The organism is Pseudomonas sp. St29, assembly GCF_001547915.1.
Taxonomy (GTDB): domain Bacteria; phylum Pseudomonadota; class Gammaproteobacteria; order Pseudomonadales; family Pseudomonadaceae; genus Aquipseudomonas.
Map to the genome: position 1 here is coordinate 5,958,548 of NZ_AP014628.1, position 16,406 is coordinate 5,974,953.

Sequence of the window (16,406 nt, forward strand, 5' to 3'; positions counted from 1 at the left end):
GCCACGCAGGTCGACAATATCAGTTGAACAAACCGTAGAAGAATAGGCGGATGCTATCCCACATGCGGCGGAAGATACCACCTTCGTCGACCGCTTCCAGAGCGATCAGGTCGGCGCTGTGCACCACCTTATCGTCCAGCTTCACTTCGACTTTACCAATCACGTCGCCCTTGGCGATCGGCGCAACCAGATGCGGGTTCATGGTCATGCTGGCAGCGAGCTTTTTCAGCTGGCCTTTAGGCATGGTCATGGTCAGATCTTCGGCCAGACCGGCCTTGACCTGATGAGTGGTGCCTTTCCAGACCTGGGCCTGGGCCAGCTCGGTGCCCTTCTGGTAGAAGGTCTGGGTTTCGAAGAAGCGGAAGCCATAGGTCAGCAGCTTCTGGGTTTCGGCGGCGCGCGCCTGCTCGCTGTTGGTGCCGAACACCACGGCGATCAGACGCATGCCATCACGCACGGCCGAAGACACCATGCAGTAGCCGGCCTCGTCAGTGTGGCCGGTTTTCAGACCGTCGACGGTCTTGTCGCGCCACAGCAACAGGTTACGGTTGGGCTGCTTGATACCGTTCCAGAAGAACTCTTTCTGCGAGTAGATGGCGTAGTGGGCCGGGTCTTCATGGATGATCGCCCGCGCCAGCAGCGCCATGTCGTGAGCCGACGAATAGTGCTCGGGATTCGGCAGACCGGTAGGGTTCATGAAGTGGCTGTTGCTCATGCCCAGGTCGGCCGCCGTCTTGTTCATCATGTCGGCGAACGCGTCCTCGCTGCCGGCAATGTGCTCGGAAACCGCGACACTGGCGTCGTTACCCGACTGGATGATGATCCCGTGCAGCAGGTCGCTGACGGTGACCTGCGATCCCACCTTGATGAACATCCGCGAACCGCCGGTACGCCAGGCGTTTTCGCTGACGGTCACCGGGTCGTTCTCACCGATCTGACCGCGACGGATCTCCAGGGTCGCGATGTAGGCAGTCATCAGCTTGGTCAGGCTGGCTGGCGGCAGGCGCTGGTCACCATTGTTCTCCACCAGCACGTTACCGCTGCTGGCGTCCATGAGCACATAGGATTTGGCGGCCAGTTGCGGTGGCGACGGCATCGCTTCGACCGCCCAGGCGGCGGGCGTGATGATCAGCGGGACAAGCAGGCACAGGCGTTTGGCAAAGGTGGTGATGTTCATCCGTCTCTCGAAGTTGCTAATGGAAACTTGCCCCGGAGGGCAAAACTATTTCAGACAGCCTTCTGACGAGCTGTCGCGTATGCAGTTGTTCACTCACTGACCCTTGCCGGGCTTTTGTTGTTCGACGAGCCAACAACCAGGGTCCGCCCCCCAATACCGCGAGCGGACCTTCAATCTTCAATGTTCCTACTCGGCGGTGACCACACTGGGCTGACCCAGGTTAGCCAAGCGCACGCTGTTCTGCGCTTGCTGGGCCTCACCCGGCGTGCCGAATGGCCCCAGGCGAACCCGGTGCAGCGTCTGCTGGTTGCGCACGATCGAGCTGATGAACACCGGAGCGCTCACCATGCTGCTCAATTTCGACCTCAACAGCTCGGCAGCATCGGGGTTAGCGAAGGCGCCCACCTGCAAATACTGGCCTGAGGCGGCTGCAGGAGTGTTTTTCACTTGTACCGGAACCACTGCGGCCGCGTGTTGCTGAGGCGGCGGGGTCCATTGCTCGACAGTACCGGTGGAAGCCGTGACCACCGGCGCGCTATTTTGCGCCACTTGCGGCTCGTTGAGCATCAACGGCGCCGGACGGCCACGCTGAGCCCACCATTGCTGCGGATCGATGCCCTCGACCTTGACCCGGGCGGTGCCGGTTTCGGCATAGCCGAGTTTCTTCGCCGCCGCGTAGGACAGGTCGATGATGCGGTCGGAATAGAACGGACCGCGGTCGTTGACCCGCAGGATCACGCTGCGGTTGTTGTCCAGGTTGGTGACTCTGACGTAACTGGGCAATGGCAGGGTCTTGTGTGCGGCACTCATGCCATACAGGTCATAGACCTCGCCATTGGCAGTGTTCTGGCCATGGAACTTGGTGCCGTACCAGGACGCCGTGCCGGAAGCCACGTAGTTCTTCGACTCCTGGATCGGGAAGTAGGTCTTGCCCAGTACCGTATACGGATTGGCCTTGTACGGGCCGGTATGCAGGGTCGGAGTCGCATCGGGGATCCGCGAAACGTCGACATCCCACCAGGGCGCGCCATCCTTGTGGGCACGGTTGACGTCCAGCCCAGGCATGGAACGCACGGCATTCGAGGATTTCTGCTGCGGCGAGCGGCTCGTCGAGCAACTGACCACCAGCAAGGACAACGTGGCAAAAGCCAGCAGCTTCAGGGGTTTGCGGATTGGCATTGCCAGCATTACTTGACGCCCCGTGCTTGGACCAGCTGTTCAGACAACTGATGTACGGCCATGGCATACATCACGCTGCGGTTATAGCGAGTGATCGCGTAAAAATTCTTCAGGCCCATCCAATATTCCGGGCCATTGTCACCTTCCAGGCGGAAAGCGGTGACCGGCATATCATCGCGCAGCGCATCATGACTCGACCAGCCCAGGGCTCGCAACTCCCCCACCGTCTTGGTCGGTTCGATGCCCGTGGTCAGGCCCTCGTCCACGCGATCGCCACGTACATCGGCGCGACTGACCACCGGCTCGCCGGCGACCCAGCCATGGCGCTTGAAGTAACTGGCCACACTGCCAATGGCATCGTCCGGGTTGGTCCAGATATTGATGTGCCCATCTCCGTCAAAATCCACCGCATAGGCGCGGAAACTGCTGGGCATGAACTGCGGCAGCCCCATGGCCCCGGCGTAGGACCCCTTGAGGCTTAGCGGATCGAGCTGCTCTTCGCGGGCCAGCAGCAGGAACTCGCGCAGTTCCTTGCGGAAGAACTCGGCCCGCGGCGGATAATCGAAACCCAGGGTCGATAAGGCGTCGATTACACGGTAATTCCCGGTATTGCGGCCGAAAAAGGTTTCAACGCCAATGATCGACACTATGACCTGGGCCGGCACGCCGTATTCCTGCTCGGCGCGGGCCAGGACCGCCTCATGCTGACGCCAGAAATCCACCCCACGGGCAATGCGCGCGTCGGTGATGAACATCGGCCGGTATTCCTTCCACTGCTTGACCCGCTCGGCAGGCCGCGAAATGGCGTCAAGAATCGACTGCTTGCGCTCGGCCTCGCGGAACACGCCCATCAGCTGTTCCCCGGCAAAGCCATAGTCCCGAGTCATTTCGCCGACGAATTCGGCCACTTGCGGCGAACCTTCGTAATCACCGGCGAACGCGGTTTGCGCTGCACCCAGGATGCTTACCAGACCGACCCACGGCGCTTGCCGAGCGGCCCAGCCACGCATTGCTTGCATTGAATTCTTCACCTTAATCAAACCTGCGCGATCCACTTGCGATGGGTATGGATCGACATCAAAACCCCAAACGCTGACAGTAGTGTCACCAGCGAAGTTCCTCCGTAGCTAATGAACGGCAACGGCACTCCCACCACCGGCAACAAGCCACTGACCATACCGATGTTGACGAAAACGTAAACAAAAAACGTCATGGTCAGGCTGCCTGCGAGCAACTTGCCGAACAGCGTCTGCGCCTGGGCGGTGATCACCAGCCCGCGCCCGATCAACAGCAGATAGATCAAAAGCAGCGCACAGATGCCCACCAGGCCGAACTCCTCGCCCATGACCGCAATGATGAAGTCGGTGTGGCTCTCAGGCAAAAAGTCCAGGTGCGATTGGGTGCCCAGCAACCAGCCCTTGCCGAAAACCCCACCGGAACCGATCGCCGCCTTGGACTGGATGATGTTCCAGCCAGTGCCCAGGGGATCGCTTTCAGGGTCGAGGAAAGTCAGGATCCGCTGCTTCTGGTAGTCATGCATGATGAAGAACCACATGGCGATCGCCACTGGCACCGCGGCCGCCAGCACGCTGAGGATCCAGCGCCAGCGCAGGCCGCCCATGAACAGTACGAAAGTACCACCGGCCAGGATCAGCAAGGCCGTCCCCAGGTCCGGCTGGCGCACGATCAGGATGAACGGAATGCCGATCAGGATCAGGCTGATCCCCACATGCTTGAGATGCGGCGGCAGCGTGCGCTTGGACAGGTACCAGGCGATGGTCGCCGGCATGATGATCTTCATGAACTCCGACGGCTGGAAGCGGATCACCCCGGGAATGTTGATCCAGCGGGTCGCCCCCATGGCGTTGTGGCCCATGACGTCCACCACCACCAGCAACACCACCCCGAACACATAAGCCAGGGGCACCCAGCGCGCCATGAAACGCGGCTCGAACTGGGCGATGACAATCATCGATACCAGGCCGATGCCAAAGGACGTGGCCTGCTTGGCCAACAGGTCCCAGCTCTTGCCGCTGGCCGAATACAGCACGAACAGGCTGCCGGCGGCCAGCGTCAGCAGCAGCACCAGCAAGGGGCCATCGATATGCAGGCGCTGCAGCAGCGTCGCGCGGCGGCGCATCACATCCTCGCTGGAGAGGATGCGGTCAAAATTACTCTTCACGGGCCGTAGCCTCCGCGCTGATAGGGCTGGCGAACTCAGGCTTGAGCTGGCCGTCCTGGCCGAGAAGCCAGGCATCCATCACCTGACGCACCACCGGAGCGGCAACACCGGACCCCGACTCACCGTTCTCGACCATGACCGAGACCACGATTTTCGGGTTTTCCGCCGGGGCGAAACCGACAAACAGGGCGTGGTCGCGGTGCCGTTCCTGAACCTTGGAGCGGTCGTACTTCTCACCCTGCTTGATGGCCACCACCTGGGCCGTACCACTCTTGCCGGCAATGCGATACGGCGATCCGATTGCCGCCTTGCGCGCCGTGCCCCGGGCACCGTGCATCACTTGCTGCATGCCGTGATTGACCTTCAGCCAATCCGAGGGATCACGCAGGACGATGTCCGGCATCGGGTTGTGATCCACCGGCTTCTCGCCTTCGATGGTCTTGGCCAGGTGCGGCCGGTTCCACTTGCCCTTGCTGGCGACCAGCGCAGTGGCCTGGGCCAGCTGCAACGGCGTGGATTGCATGTAGCCCTGGCCGATCCCGAGAATCAGGGTTTCCCCCGGGAACCAAGCCTGGCGCCGGGTGGCACGCTTCCATTCACGGGTCGGCATCAGCCCCGGGGACTCCTCGAACATGTCCAGGGAGACCTTCTGGCCAATCCCGAACTTGCTCAGGTAGGCCGAGAGCCGATCGATGCCCAGCTTGTGAGCCAGGTCGTAGAAATAGGTGTCATTGGACCGCATGATCGCGGTATCCAGGTCGACATAACCGTCACCGGTACGGTTCCAGTTACGGTACTTGTGATCGTAGTTGGGCAACTGGTAGTAACCCGGGTCGTAGACGCGGGACGCCGCCGTGACCACCCCGGCATCCAGCCCGGCAATGGCTACCGCGGGCTTGATGGTCGAGCCCGGTGGATACAGGCCGCGCAGCACCCGGTTGAACAGTGGCCGGTCGATCGAGTCACGCAACTCGGCATAGGCCTTGAAGCTGATGCCGGTCACGAACAGATTGGGATCGAAGCTCGGCTGGCTGACCATCGCCAGCACTTCACCGGTGTTCGGATCCAGCGCGACCACCGCACCACGGCGCCCGCCGAGGGCCAGTTCCGCAGCCTCCTGCAGCTTGATGTCCAGACTCAGGACAATGTCCTTGCCGGGAATCGGATCGGTGCGCTTGAGCACCCGCAGCACCCGCCCACGAGCGTTGGTTTCCACCTCTTCGTAGCCGACCTGGCCGTGCAGTTCCGGCTCGTAGAAACGCTCGATGCCGGTCTTGCCGATATGGTGGGTGCCGCTGTAGTTCACCGGGTCCAGGGACTTCAGCTCTTTCTCGTTGATCCGCCCCATGTAGCCCACGGAATGCGCAAAGTGCGCGCCCTGAGGGTAATGCCGGACCAGCTGGGCCACCACTTCCACCCCGGGCAGACGGAACTGGTTCACCGCGATTCGGGCGATCTGCTCTTCGGTCAGCTCGAACAGAATCGGCACCGGCTCGAAGGGACGCCGCCCCTGCTTCATGCGCTTTTCGAACAGCACCCGATCTTCCGGAGTCAGCTCCAGCACCTCGACGATCACATCGAGGACCTTCTGCCAGTCACCGGAACGCTCCCGGGTCATGCTCAGACTGAAGCTGGGCCGGTTGTCAGCCACCACCACGCCGTTGCGGTCGAAAATCAGCCCGCGAGTCGGAGGAATCGGCTGCACATGCACCCGATTATTCTCCGAAAGCGTGGAGTGATAGTCGTACTGGATCACCTGCAGGTAATACAGCCGGGCAATCAGCACGCCAATCAGGCAGATCACCATAATGGCGCCGAACACGACCCGGCCACGCACCAGACGGGCGTCTTTTTCGTGGTCCTTGATACGGATCGGCTGGGACATTAGGGGCGCGGGCTACTTGTGGTAAGGGTGCCCGGACAGCACGGTCCAGGCGCGATACAGCTGTTCACCGATGAGAATCCGCACCAGCGGGTGCGGCAGGGTCAGCGGCGACAGCGACCAGCGCTGATCGGCCCGCGCACAAACCTCCGGCGCCAGCCCTTCCGGGCCGCCGACCATGAAATTCACCGTGCGCGAATCGAGGCGCCAGCGATCCAGTTCCACCGCCAGTTGCTCGGTGCTCCAGGGCTTGCCATGCACCTCAAGGGTAACGATGCGCTCGTTATGCCCGACCTTGGCCAGCATGGCCTCGCCTTCCTGACGGATAAAGCGAGCCACGTCGGCATTCTTGCCCCGGGTATTGAGCGGAATTTCCACCAGTTCCAGCGCCAGCTCGGAGGGCAGACGCTTGGCATATTCGTGCCAACCCTCTTCCACCCACTTGGGCATGCGTGAACCGACAGCGATCAGACGCAGGCGCACAGCCGTCCCTTATTGCTGGTCTTTGTTGAGCTTGGTGAAGTGCTCGTGGCCATGCTCCGGGCTGTGGTGCTTGCCATCGGCCGCGCGGCTCTGCTCGGCGCCCTGCCACAGGCGTTCCAGGTCGTAGAACTGGCGGGCCGAGGCGGTCATCATGTGCACGATCACGTCGTCCAGGTCCAGCAGCACCCAGTCACTGTCGCCCTTGCCTTCCTCACCCAGTGGACGCACGCCCTGGGCCTTGACCATTTCGCGGACCTTTTCCAGCATCGCGCCGATCTGGCGGTTGGAAGTACCGGTGGCGATGATCATGTAGTCGGTGATGCTCTGCTTGTCGCGAACATCGATCACCAGGACGTCCTGGGCCTTGACGTCTTCCAGCGCGGCGACAGCCACCTTGACCAGATCTTCGCCTTTCATTACTTGGTTAGTCATATAAAACTCGTTCAGCTCGTATGTTTGGAGCGCCGCTCAGCACAGGCCGGCAGCGTTCCTTCAGTTCGGCGCACGGTAAAGTCCGTGAGCATCGATATAGGCCAGGACCGCGTCAGGCACCAGGAAACGTACCGACTTACCGCTGGCCAGCAGTTGACGGATCTGGGTGGCGGACACCGCAAGCGGCGTCTGCCAGACGAATGCAATGTGTCCCCCCGACCCTTGCAGGGCCAGTGGGTCGCTCACCGAGCGCGCCGCCAGCAGGTTGCGCAAGGCATCCGGCGGTTCGCTGTCGGCATCCGGGCGTTGCAGCACCAGGATGTGGCAATGCTGGAGAAGTTCTTCCCAGCGATGCCAGGTGGGCAGGCCGCAAAACGCGTCCCAGCCCAGTAACAGAAACAACTGGTCATCCGCGGCCAACTCGGCCCGCATCTGTTCCAGGGTGTCGATGGTGTAGGACGGTTTGTCCCGCTTCAACTCGCGGTCGTCCACCACCAGGGGGGAAACGCCCGCCACCGCACATTCGACCATCGCCAGACGATCGAGCGCCGACACCTGCGGTGTATCCCGATGCGGCGGCCTGGCACTGGGGGCCAGGCGCAGCTCATCGAGTTGCAGGGATTCCGCCACCTCCAGTGCGCCACGCAAGTGGCCGATATGCACTGGATCGAAGGTGCCGCCCAGCAGACCGATACGTTTGCCCATCAAGTGCGCACGTGACCGTCGCCGAAGACTACGTATTTCTCGCTGGTCAGGCCTTCCAGGCCCACCGGGCCGCGGGCATGCAGCTTATCGGTGGAGATGCCGATCTCCGCGCCCAGGCCGTACTCGAAGCCGTCGGCAAAACGCGTCGAGGCGTTGACCATGACCGAACTGGAATCCACTTCGTTGAGGAAGCGCCGGGCATCACTGAAGTTCTCGGTGACGATCGAGTCGGTATGGTGCGAGCCATAGGTATTGATGTGCTCGATGGCCTGCTCCAGGTTGTCCAGCACCCGGATCGAGAGGATCGGCGCGGTGTACTCGGTGCGCCAGTCTTCTTCGGTCGCTTGCAGCACGTCGGCCCCCAGGATCGCGCGGGTTTGCTCGCAGCCGCGCAGTTCGACGCCCTTGTCGCGATAGATCGCGGCCAGCGGCGGCAATACACGCTCGGCAATGGCGGCGTGAACCAGCAGGGTTTCCATGGTGTTGCACGGGGCGTAGCGCTGGGTCTTGGCGTTGTCGGCAATGCGAATCGCCTTGTCCAGGTCCGCCGCCACATCGATATACACGTGGCAGACGCCGTCCAGGTGCTTGATCACCGGCACCTTGGCGTCACGGCTAACCCGCTCGATCAGGCTCTTGCCACCACGGGGCACGATCACGTCGACGAATTCGGGCATGGTGATCAGCGCCCCCACCGCGGCGCGGTCGGTGGTTTCCACCACCTGCACCACGTGGGGCGGCAAGTCGGCCGCCGCCAGGCCCTGCTGAATGCAGGTGGCGATGGCACGGTTGGAATGGATTGCCTCGGAACCGCCACGCAGGATGGTGGCGTTGCCGGACTTCAGGCACAGGCTGGCGGCATCGATGGTCACGTTCGGACGCGATTCGTAGATGATGCCGATCACCCCCAGGGGCACGCGCATCTTGCCCACCTGAATGCCCGAAGGCAGGTAGCGCATGTCGCGGATTTCACCGATGGGGTCAGGCAGCTTGGCCACCTGACGCAGGCCTTCGATCATCTCGTCGATACGCGCGGGCGTCAGCGCCAGACGATCCAGCAGAGCCGGCTCCAGACCATTGGCCCGGCCGTTGGCCAGGTCCTGCTCGTTGGCTGCGGTCAGCTCCGGTCGCGCGGCGTCCAAGGCATCGGCAGCCGCCAGCAGCGCACGATTCTTCTGCGCGGTGGTGGCACGGGCGATCACCCGGGAAGCTTGGCGGGCAGCGCGACCCAAACGGGTCATGTAGTCAAGAACGGACTCAGTCATGGTCTGGTGTGGTCTTGGCAAAGAGGAAAGCGACTGATTATAGCTGTCGCGCCCGTTCACGGACAGCGGTCACGGGCGGATGGTCGAAATGGAGTGTAAATACTCGTGCTTCAGCCTGAATTAAGCCTGGAGTTGTTACCATTGCGTCACTTTTTTCGCCATAACCCTCGCCGCCATGCCCATTCCAACCACCGCGCAGCCGCCCAAAGCCTTGCCTGACGGCTTTTTCGACCGTGATGCACAGTTGCTCGCCCGTGAACTGCTGGGCAAAGTCATCCGCCACAAGGTCGGCGAACTCTGGTTGTCCGCGCGCATTATCGAAACCGAAGCCTATTACTGCGAGGAAAAAGGCAGTCACGCCTCCCTCGGCTACACAGAAAAACGTAAGGCTTTGTTTCTGGATGGCGGCAACATCTATATGTACTACGCCCGTGGCGGCGATTCGCTGAACTTCAGCGCCCAGGGCCCCGGCAACGCGGTGCTGATCAAATCCGGCTACCCCTGGATCGACCCGCTCTCCGGCCCTGCCAGCCTGGCGCAGATGCAACTGAACAACCCGGACGCCAGCGGTCATCCGCGCCCGGCGCAAAAGCTCTGCGCCGGCCAGACCCTGCTGTGCAAGGCCATGGGCCTCAAAGTCCCGAATTGGGATGCAAAACGTTTCGATCATGAAATCCTGTTCGTCGAGGACGTCGGCAGCACTGTGCCGCGCATCATCCAGACCACGCGCCTGGGCATTCCCCATGGCCGTGACGAACACCTGATGTACCGTTTCGTCGATGCCGCCTTCGCCCCCTACTGCACTCGGAACCCGCTGCGACGCGGTCAGGTCGAAGGGCGCGACTACCTGATCCTCGGCTGAAGCAACGGCATCCGCCTCCCCGCCGCCAACCACAATGGAGTTGAATTTATGGGCCCATGGCTCGACAGCGTGACTGCCTGGCTGACCACCCACCCGCAATGGCTGGCCGCCGCTGTGTTCATCGTCGCCTGCGTGGAATGCCTGGCCATTGCCGGCCTGATTGTTCCGGGCACGGTGCTGCTGTTCGCGATTGCCGTGCTGGCCGGCAACGGCGCGCTGTCACTGGGGGAAACCCTGCTGCTGGGCCTGTTCGGCGGCCTGCTTGGGGACCTGGTGTCCTACCTGCTGGGACGCCACTTTCATCAGAGCATCCGCCGCCTGCCGGGCCTGCGGCAGCACCCGGAATGGATCAACGGCGCCGAGAACTACTTCCAGCGCTACGGTATCGCCAGCCTGTTGGTGGGACGCTTCATCGGTCCTCTGCGCCCCATGCTCCCCATGGTGGCGGGCATGTTCGACATGCCCTTCCCGCGTTTCATAGCCGTCAGCCTGCTGGCCGCGGCGGGCTGGTCCGTGGCTTACCTGCTGCCAGGCTGGGCCACCGGTGCGGCGATCCGCCTGCCACTGCCCGAAGGTTTCTGGCCACAAGCCGGTGTTGTCGCCGGCAGCCTGGCACTGCTGATCGGCTTGAGCATCACCAGCAGCCTGCGGCGCCACCGCCGTGCGACCCTGCTGATGTCCGGCACCAGCCTGCTGGTCCTGACGGGACTGTTCATCGGCTATCCCTATCTCACGGCATTCGACCAGGGGCTGATCGCGCTGGTGCAGGAACACCGGGACCCGGCCCTGGACAAGATCATGGTGATGATCACTCAGGTCGGCGAGTTTCGCGCCATGTTCATCACCAGCGCCGTGCTGACCTTGCTGCTTCTGGCCCTGCGGCAATGGCGCCACGCGGTATTCGCTGGGGCGACCCTGATGTGCACCGCCCTGGCCAATACCGGCAGCAAATGGTTTTTCGCCCGCCTGCGGCCTGAAGTCCTGAGCGATCCGCTCACCAGCTACAGCATGCCCAGCGGCCACGCCTCGGGCTCCTTTGCGCTGTTCCTGACCCTGGCGGTATTGGCCGGACGCGGCCAGCCGCCCAGGATGCGCCTGACCTGGCTACTGCTGGGTTGCCTGCCGGCGGCCTCGATTGCCCTGTCGCGGGTGTACCTGGGGGCTCACTGGCCCAGCGACATCCTCGCCGGTGCGATGCTGGCGACCTGCGTCTGTGCCGCCAGCCTGACCCTGATTCAATGGCAGACCCCGCTCAAGCCGATGCCGGCCAGGGCCTGGTGGATAGTGCTGCCGGTGATGCTGCTGATGTGCGGCTTCATGGCCACCCGGCACCTGCCCCACGCGCTGTTGCGCTACGCCTATTGACGAATCGGCGCGCCACCTGCAGCGACCGGTGCCGGCTCAGGCGAACAGCTCGCCCTGCAGCTCGTCCAGCAATTGCTGGATGGCATCGAGCCGCTGCTGCGGATCATCCAATTGCAGCAGGTCGATCTTGTCCTGCTCGGAGAAGGGCAGCAGGTAGGCCAGTTGATTGGCCAGGGACAATTGCCCCTCGGCCTCGCTGCCCATGTCCAGCGCCTCCACCATCGGATGCTCGGCCAAGGCCTTGAGCAGTGCGATCAGGTCGGCGTCCTCCTCCTTCAGCGGCTGCTCGCTGGCCTCTTGCAGCCACTGGACCTGGGCCACGGTCAATTGATCCTTCTGCACTTCACTGCTGAGCACGCGAAAACGCCGGCCACCCTTGACCCTGATGCCCAGCAATCCATTGTCCTGCTGGTGGAAATCGGTGATCAGCGCCTCACAGCCCACCAGGGCATAGCCGGGCGCTGCAGGGCCGACCTCCTCGCCCTCCAGAATGCACACCACGCCGAAACCGCAGCCCTGCTTCATGCAACGGCCGATCATGTCCAGGTAGCGCGCCTCGAAAATCTGCAGATCGAGGATGCAGTCGGGAAACAACACGGTATTCAGGGGAAACAGTGCCAGGCTCATACACCCATCCTTAAACCAGCAAAGACACCGCCAACGGCAGCAACACCGCCGTGGCCACGCCCATCAGACTCATCGCCAGCGCCGCAAAGGCGCCGCACTCCTCACTTTCCTGCAACGCCACCGAAGTGCCCACGGCGTGGGCGGTCATGCCCAGCGCCATGCCCCGCGCCTCGGGACCATGCACCCCCAGGCGATCGAGAATGGCCGGGCCGAAGATCGCCCCGATCACCCCGGTGATCAACACGAACACCGCCGCCAATGCCGCCACCCCGCCGATCTGTTCGGCCACCAGCATGGCGATGGGCGAAGTCACCGACTTGGGCGCCATGGTCATGAGGATCATGTGCTCGGCGCCGAACCACCATCCCAGCGCCACCCCCAGACTGGTGGCCAGCAGCCCACCCACCACCAGCGTAGTGAAGATTGGCCAGAACAATTGACGAATGCGCCGCAGGTTGAGGTACAGCGGCACCGCCAGGGCCACTGTGGCCGGGCCCAGCAGAATGCTCAGGATCTCGGTGCTCTTGCGGTACTCGGCGTAACTCAGGCCACAGCCGAGCAACACACCGATCACCAGCAGCATGGAGACCAGCACCGGCTGCAGGAACATCCAGCGAGTCTTCTCGAAAGCCGCGAGCACCAGTTGATAGGCCCCCAGCGTGATGCCGATGCCGAACAGGGGATGGTGAATCACGGCTGCCCAGGCCCCTTGCCAATCGAAGGTCATTGGCGGTCCTCCCGGCGAGCCTGGCGCTTGACCAGGCGCTGCATCAGCACGCCGACAAAGGCCATGGAAATAACCAGCGACAACACCAGCGCGCCACTGATGGCCCAGAAGTCCGCGGCGATATCCCGGGCATAGACCATCACCCCCACGGCAGGCGGCACCAGCAGCAGCGGCAGATAACGCAGCAGGCTGCTGGCCGCCTGGCTCAACGGATCTCCCACTTCACCGCGCAGCACCAGGAACACCAGGAGCAGCAACAGGCCAATGATGGGTCCGGGCAGCACGGGCAACAGCAGGTGATTGAGCGCCGTGCCGAGCAATTGGAACAGCACCAGCCATGTCAAACCGCGTAACAACATACCGCCTCTCCAGCCAGATCCCGTCGCGCATTATAAGCACGCAGGCGCTATGAACCGGCATTCGCCAAAAGCATGGATGTTTACCGGGAAGGATCGCCATGATGATCTAAAGTGGATATTTCGGAGCGCAAAGTACTGCGCCCAATACTAAAAAAACGTTGATCCAAGGAGAGTCTCAATGCCCCATGTTCCTGTTGCAGAGCTCAAAGATTATGTCGGGAAGGAACTCGGACGCTCCCCGTGGTTCACCATCGACCAGGAGCGAATCAACCTGTTTGCCGAAGCCACCGGCGACTTCCAGTTCATTCACGTCGATCCGGTCAAGGCGGCAAAGACCCCGTTTGGCACCACCATCGCCCACGGTTTCCTGACCCTGTCGCTGATCCCCAAACTGATGGAAGACATCCTCGTGCTGCCCGAAGGCCTGAAGATGGTGGTCAACTACGGCCTGGACAGCGTGCGCTTCATCCAGCCGGTGAAAGTCGACTCCAAGGTACGGCTCAAGGTCGAACTGACCGAGGTCACCGAGAAAAAGCCCGGCCAATGGCTGCTCAAGGCCACCGCCACCCTGGAGATCGACGGCGAGGAAAAACCCGCCTACATCGCCGAGCCCCTGTCGCTCTGCTTCGTCTGAAACGCTCCTGATGCGAAACAGCTCACGCTGTTTCGCTCAACCTCTCTATATATAAGTCACACCGCTGCGGCATACTCGGTCCCCTAATTATCCGGAACCCGTTATGCGCCCACTTGTACCCCTGGTTTTGACCCTTTTGCTCAGCGCTTGCGGAGACGGCGAATCCCTGTTGCCGCCCGACGCCCGACTGCCGGACGGCGGACGCTATCGTGGCGACCTGGTCAATGGACTGCTCCAGGGACAGGGACGCATCGACTACCCCAACGGCAGCTGGTACGCCGGCCAGTTCGACAAGGGCCAATGGCACGGCCAGGGGGAATGGCACGGCAGCAATGGCGAGGTCTATCGCGGCCAGTTCCAGCAGGGCCTGTTCCATGGCCAAGGCACCCTGACCACCAAGGACAGCAGCTACAGCGGCGGCTTCAAGCTCGGCCGCCGGGACGGCGAAGGCACCCTCAAAGAAAACGGCATGACCTACCGCGGCGAATTCAAGGCCGACCTGTACTCGGGCCTGGGTCGCCTGGAGCTGGAAGACGGCAGCCAGTATCAGGGGCAGTTCGCCAAGGGCAAACCCAATGGCGAGGGCCAGCGCAGCGATGGCAACGGCAACCAGTTCACCGGCCACTTCGTCAACGGCCAGCTGGAAGGCAACGGCACCTTCAACAGCGCCGAGGGCGACATCTACGTCGGCGGCTTCAAACACAATCAGCTCAATGGCAAGGGCCGTTACGAAAACTCCGACGGCGACGTGTGGATCGGCCAATTCAAGGAAGGCGCCCTGGGCGGCAAGGGCGAGTTGATCGGTGCCGACGGCAGCCACTATATCGGCGGTTTCAGCGACTGGCGCTTCAGCGGCGAGGGACGCCTCAACCTCAGTGACGGCAGCTTCTACATTGGCGGCTTCGACAGCGACAACTATCAAGGCCGTGGCGTGCTGGTGCTGCGCGATGGCAGCGTGCAAAGCGGCGTGTGGAACAACGGCCTGCGGGTTCGTGATGCCGACGGCAAGCTCTTGCCCGACCCGCTGGAAAGCGCCCTGCTGGTCCAGGGCAACTTGCTGCAAAAAGCCCTGGACGAGGTGCCCGCCTCCACCCCAGGGATCAAGCTCTACAGCCTGACCCTGGCCGGCGACGGCAAGCAGAGCGTGTTCCTGCGCGAAGCCGACTACGTCAGCAACATGCTCGCCAGCCGCTTCGGCGCCTATGGCCAGATCCGCCTGGTGAACCACCGCGACCACCTGACGAGCAGGCCGATGGCCACCCGGGAAAACCTGCGCCGCGCCGCCCAGACCCTGGCCGAACGCAGCAGCCCCGAGGACCTGGTGTTCATCTACCTCACCAGTCACGGCACCAGCGAACACGAACTGGTGCTGGATCAACCCCGCCTGGAGCTGGCGGACCTGCCCGCCGACGAGCTGGCCAGCGTCCTGGCCCCCTTGAAAAATCGCGACAAGATCATCGTCATCTCGTCCTGCTATTCCGGCGGCTTCATCCCCGCGCTGAAGGATGAGCGAACCCTGATCATGACCGCCTCCCAAGCCGACCGGGTCTCCTTCGGCTGTTCGGAAGAAGCCGACTTCACCTATTTCGGCGACGCACTGTTCGCCCAGGCGCTGAACCAGACGGACGATCTGGAGCATGCCTTCAAACTGGCCAGGGCCACCGTCGCCGAGCGCGAACAGGCAGATGGCTTCGAGGCGTCGGAACCCCAAATCTGGGCCCCCAAGGGGGTCATTGCCCACTGGCAACAACTGCGTAAACAGCAGGCACGAAAAGCGCTGCAAAGTGTCTCTATAGGCAGCAAGGAAGCGCAGAGCAACTAAGCTGGAACCGTATCAAGGGGGGAATGACCATGTACTTGACGCCTCAGCACATCCTGCTCGCCGGCGCCTCAGGCCTGACCGGAGAGCAACTACTCGACCGCCTGCTCAACGAGCCCACCGTGGTTCGCGTCCTGGCACCCAGCAGACGCCCGTTAAGCGAGCACCCTCGCCTGGAAAACCCCGTTGGCGATCCGGCAGTGGTCCTGCCGCAATTGAGCGGCAAGGTGGAGATCGCCTTTTGCTGCCTGGGCACCACCATCAAGCAGGCCGGCTCCGAAGCGGCCTTCCGCGCGGTGGACCTGGATCTGGTGGTGGCCTTCGGCAAGCGCGCCCGGGAACTCGGGGCACGGCACCTGATAGTGATCAGTGCGCTGGGCGCCGATCCCAAGTCGTCGATTTTCTACAGCCGGGTCAAAGGTGAAATGGAAGAAGCCCTGAAACAGCAGGGCTGGCCACAACTGACCATTTGCCGGCCGTCATTGCTGCTGGGGGATCGTATCGAGCCGCGCCTGGGCGAGCAGCTGGCCGGGCCGCTGTCTCGACTGATCCCCGGGAAATATCGCGGCATCGAAGCCTGCCAGCTGGCCCGGGCCATGTGGCGCCTGGCGCTTGAAGAGCAGAACGGCACGCGGGTCGTCGAGTCCGACGAGCTGCGCAAGCTGGGTAAATGAATCATTGCCGGCAAGCCGCTCCCGCACACGCCTG

The 16,406-nt window shown here is 62.6% G+C and carries 17 protein-coding genes; 5 read left to right on the plus strand and 12 right to left on the minus strand.

What is annotated here, in order from left to right; translation table 11 throughout:
• Window positions 1-19: 19 nt before the first annotated feature.
• The 9 genes from PST29_RS26550 to PST29_RS26590 all read right to left on the minus strand — a co-directional run bounded on the left by PST29_RS26550 (window position 20) and on the right by PST29_RS26590 (window position 9,305).
• Window positions 20-1,177 carry a D-alanyl-D-alanine carboxypeptidase family protein gene (locus PST29_RS26550; RefSeq protein ID WP_060841255.1) on the minus strand — a complete coding sequence of 386 codons (1,158 nt, stop codon included), beginning with the start codon at window positions 1,175-1,177 and terminating at the stop codon, window positions 20-22.
• Window positions 1,178-1,363: 186 nt separating this feature from the next.
• Window positions 1,364-2,365, minus strand: coding sequence for a septal ring lytic transglycosylase RlpA family protein (locus PST29_RS26555; RefSeq protein WP_060844725.1), 1,002 nt, complete (start codon window positions 2,363-2,365; stop codon window positions 1,364-1,366).
• Window positions 2,365-3,387: a lytic murein transglycosylase B gene (mltB, locus tag PST29_RS26560; protein ID WP_375136277.1), complete on the minus strand. Its 1,023-nt coding sequence runs from the start codon at window positions 3,385-3,387 to the stop codon at window positions 2,365-2,367. The genes PST29_RS26555 and mltB overlap by 1 nt, the downstream gene beginning before the upstream one ends.
• A gap of 5 nt (window positions 3,388-3,392) precedes the next feature.
• Window positions 3,393-4,496, minus strand: a complete 1,104-nt coding sequence (rodA, locus tag PST29_RS26565; protein ID WP_047306242.1) for a rod shape-determining protein RodA — start codon at window positions 4,494-4,496, stop codon at window positions 3,393-3,395.
• 31 nt (window positions 4,497-4,527) lie between these two features.
• A complete protein-coding gene (gene mrdA / locus PST29_RS26570; RefSeq protein ID WP_060841258.1) occupies window positions 4,528-6,423 on the minus strand; it encodes a penicillin-binding protein 2 in 1,896 nt (631 codons plus the stop codon).
• 12 nt (window positions 6,424-6,435) lie between these two features.
• Window positions 6,436-6,903 (minus strand): 23S rRNA (pseudouridine(1915)-N(3))-methyltransferase RlmH, encoded by a 468-nt coding sequence (gene rlmH, locus PST29_RS26575; RefSeq protein WP_011063671.1) that lies wholly within the window; start codon window positions 6,901-6,903, stop codon window positions 6,436-6,438.
• Between the two features lie 9 nt (window positions 6,904-6,912).
• Window positions 6,913-7,335, minus strand: coding sequence for a ribosome silencing factor (rsfS, locus tag PST29_RS26580; protein ID WP_015637171.1), 423 nt, complete (start codon window positions 7,333-7,335; stop codon window positions 6,913-6,915).
• Between the two features lie 60 nt (window positions 7,336-7,395).
• Window positions 7,396-8,040, minus strand: coding sequence for a nicotinate-nucleotide adenylyltransferase (gene nadD / locus PST29_RS26585; protein ID WP_060844726.1), 645 nt, complete (start codon window positions 8,038-8,040; stop codon window positions 7,396-7,398).
• The gene (locus PST29_RS26590; protein WP_060844727.1) at window positions 8,040-9,305 is read right to left on the minus strand and encodes a glutamate-5-semialdehyde dehydrogenase; all 1,266 of its coding nucleotides are present in this window, start codon (window positions 9,303-9,305) and stop codon (window positions 8,040-8,042) included. The genes nadD and PST29_RS26590 overlap by 1 nt, the downstream gene beginning before the upstream one ends.
• 175 nt (window positions 9,306-9,480) lie before the next feature.
• On the opposite strand from PST29_RS26590, the gene PST29_RS26595 reads away from it, so the two are divergent.
• Together PST29_RS26595 and PST29_RS26600 are read left to right on the plus strand one after the other, a co-directional pair.
• The gene (locus tag PST29_RS26595; protein WP_060844728.1) at window positions 9,481-10,167 is read left to right on the plus strand and encodes a DNA-3-methyladenine glycosylase; all 687 of its coding nucleotides are present in this window, start codon (window positions 9,481-9,483) and stop codon (window positions 10,165-10,167) included.
• 48 nt (window positions 10,168-10,215) lie between these two features.
• Window positions 10,216-11,532, plus strand: coding sequence for a bifunctional DedA family/phosphatase PAP2 family protein (locus PST29_RS26600; protein ID WP_060844729.1), 1,317 nt, complete (start codon window positions 10,216-10,218; stop codon window positions 11,530-11,532).
• Between the two features lie 36 nt (window positions 11,533-11,568).
• Here PST29_RS26600 and PST29_RS26605 read toward each other — a convergent pair whose 3' ends face one another.
• Genes PST29_RS26605 through PST29_RS26615 form a run of 3 tightly spaced genes read right to left on the minus strand, consistent with a single transcriptional unit; the run spans window position 11,569 to window position 13,245 of the window.
• Window positions 11,569-12,159 (minus strand): LON peptidase substrate-binding domain-containing protein, encoded by a 591-nt coding sequence (locus PST29_RS26605; protein ID WP_060841263.1) that lies wholly within the window; start codon window positions 12,157-12,159, stop codon window positions 11,569-11,571.
• A gap of 10 nt (window positions 12,160-12,169) precedes the next feature.
• Complete coding sequence (locus PST29_RS26610) at window positions 12,170-12,886, minus strand: LrgB family protein (RefSeq protein ID WP_060841264.1); 717 nt, start codon at window positions 12,884-12,886, stop codon at window positions 12,170-12,172.
• Window positions 12,883-13,245, minus strand: coding sequence for a CidA/LrgA family protein (locus tag PST29_RS26615; protein ID WP_060844730.1), 363 nt, complete (start codon window positions 13,243-13,245; stop codon window positions 12,883-12,885). The genes PST29_RS26610 and PST29_RS26615 overlap by 4 nt, the downstream gene beginning before the upstream one ends.
• 178 nt (window positions 13,246-13,423) lie before the next feature.
• On the opposite strand from PST29_RS26615, the gene PST29_RS26620 reads away from it, so the two are divergent.
• From PST29_RS26620 to PST29_RS26630, 3 genes are all read left to right on the plus strand, one after another.
• On the plus strand, window positions 13,424-13,879 hold the full coding sequence (locus PST29_RS26620) for a MaoC family dehydratase (RefSeq protein ID WP_060844731.1): 456 nt from the start codon (window positions 13,424-13,426) through the stop codon (window positions 13,877-13,879).
• Between the two features lie 103 nt (window positions 13,880-13,982).
• On the plus strand, window positions 13,983-15,701 hold the full coding sequence (locus tag PST29_RS26625) for a C13 family peptidase (protein WP_060844732.1): 1,719 nt from the start codon (window positions 13,983-13,985) through the stop codon (window positions 15,699-15,701).
• 29 nt (window positions 15,702-15,730) lie between these two features.
• Window positions 15,731-16,372: an oxidoreductase gene (locus PST29_RS26630; RefSeq protein WP_060842018.1), complete on the plus strand. Its 642-nt coding sequence runs from the start codon at window positions 15,731-15,733 to the stop codon at window positions 16,370-16,372.
• The last annotated feature ends 34 nt before the right edge of the window (window positions 16,373-16,406 follow it).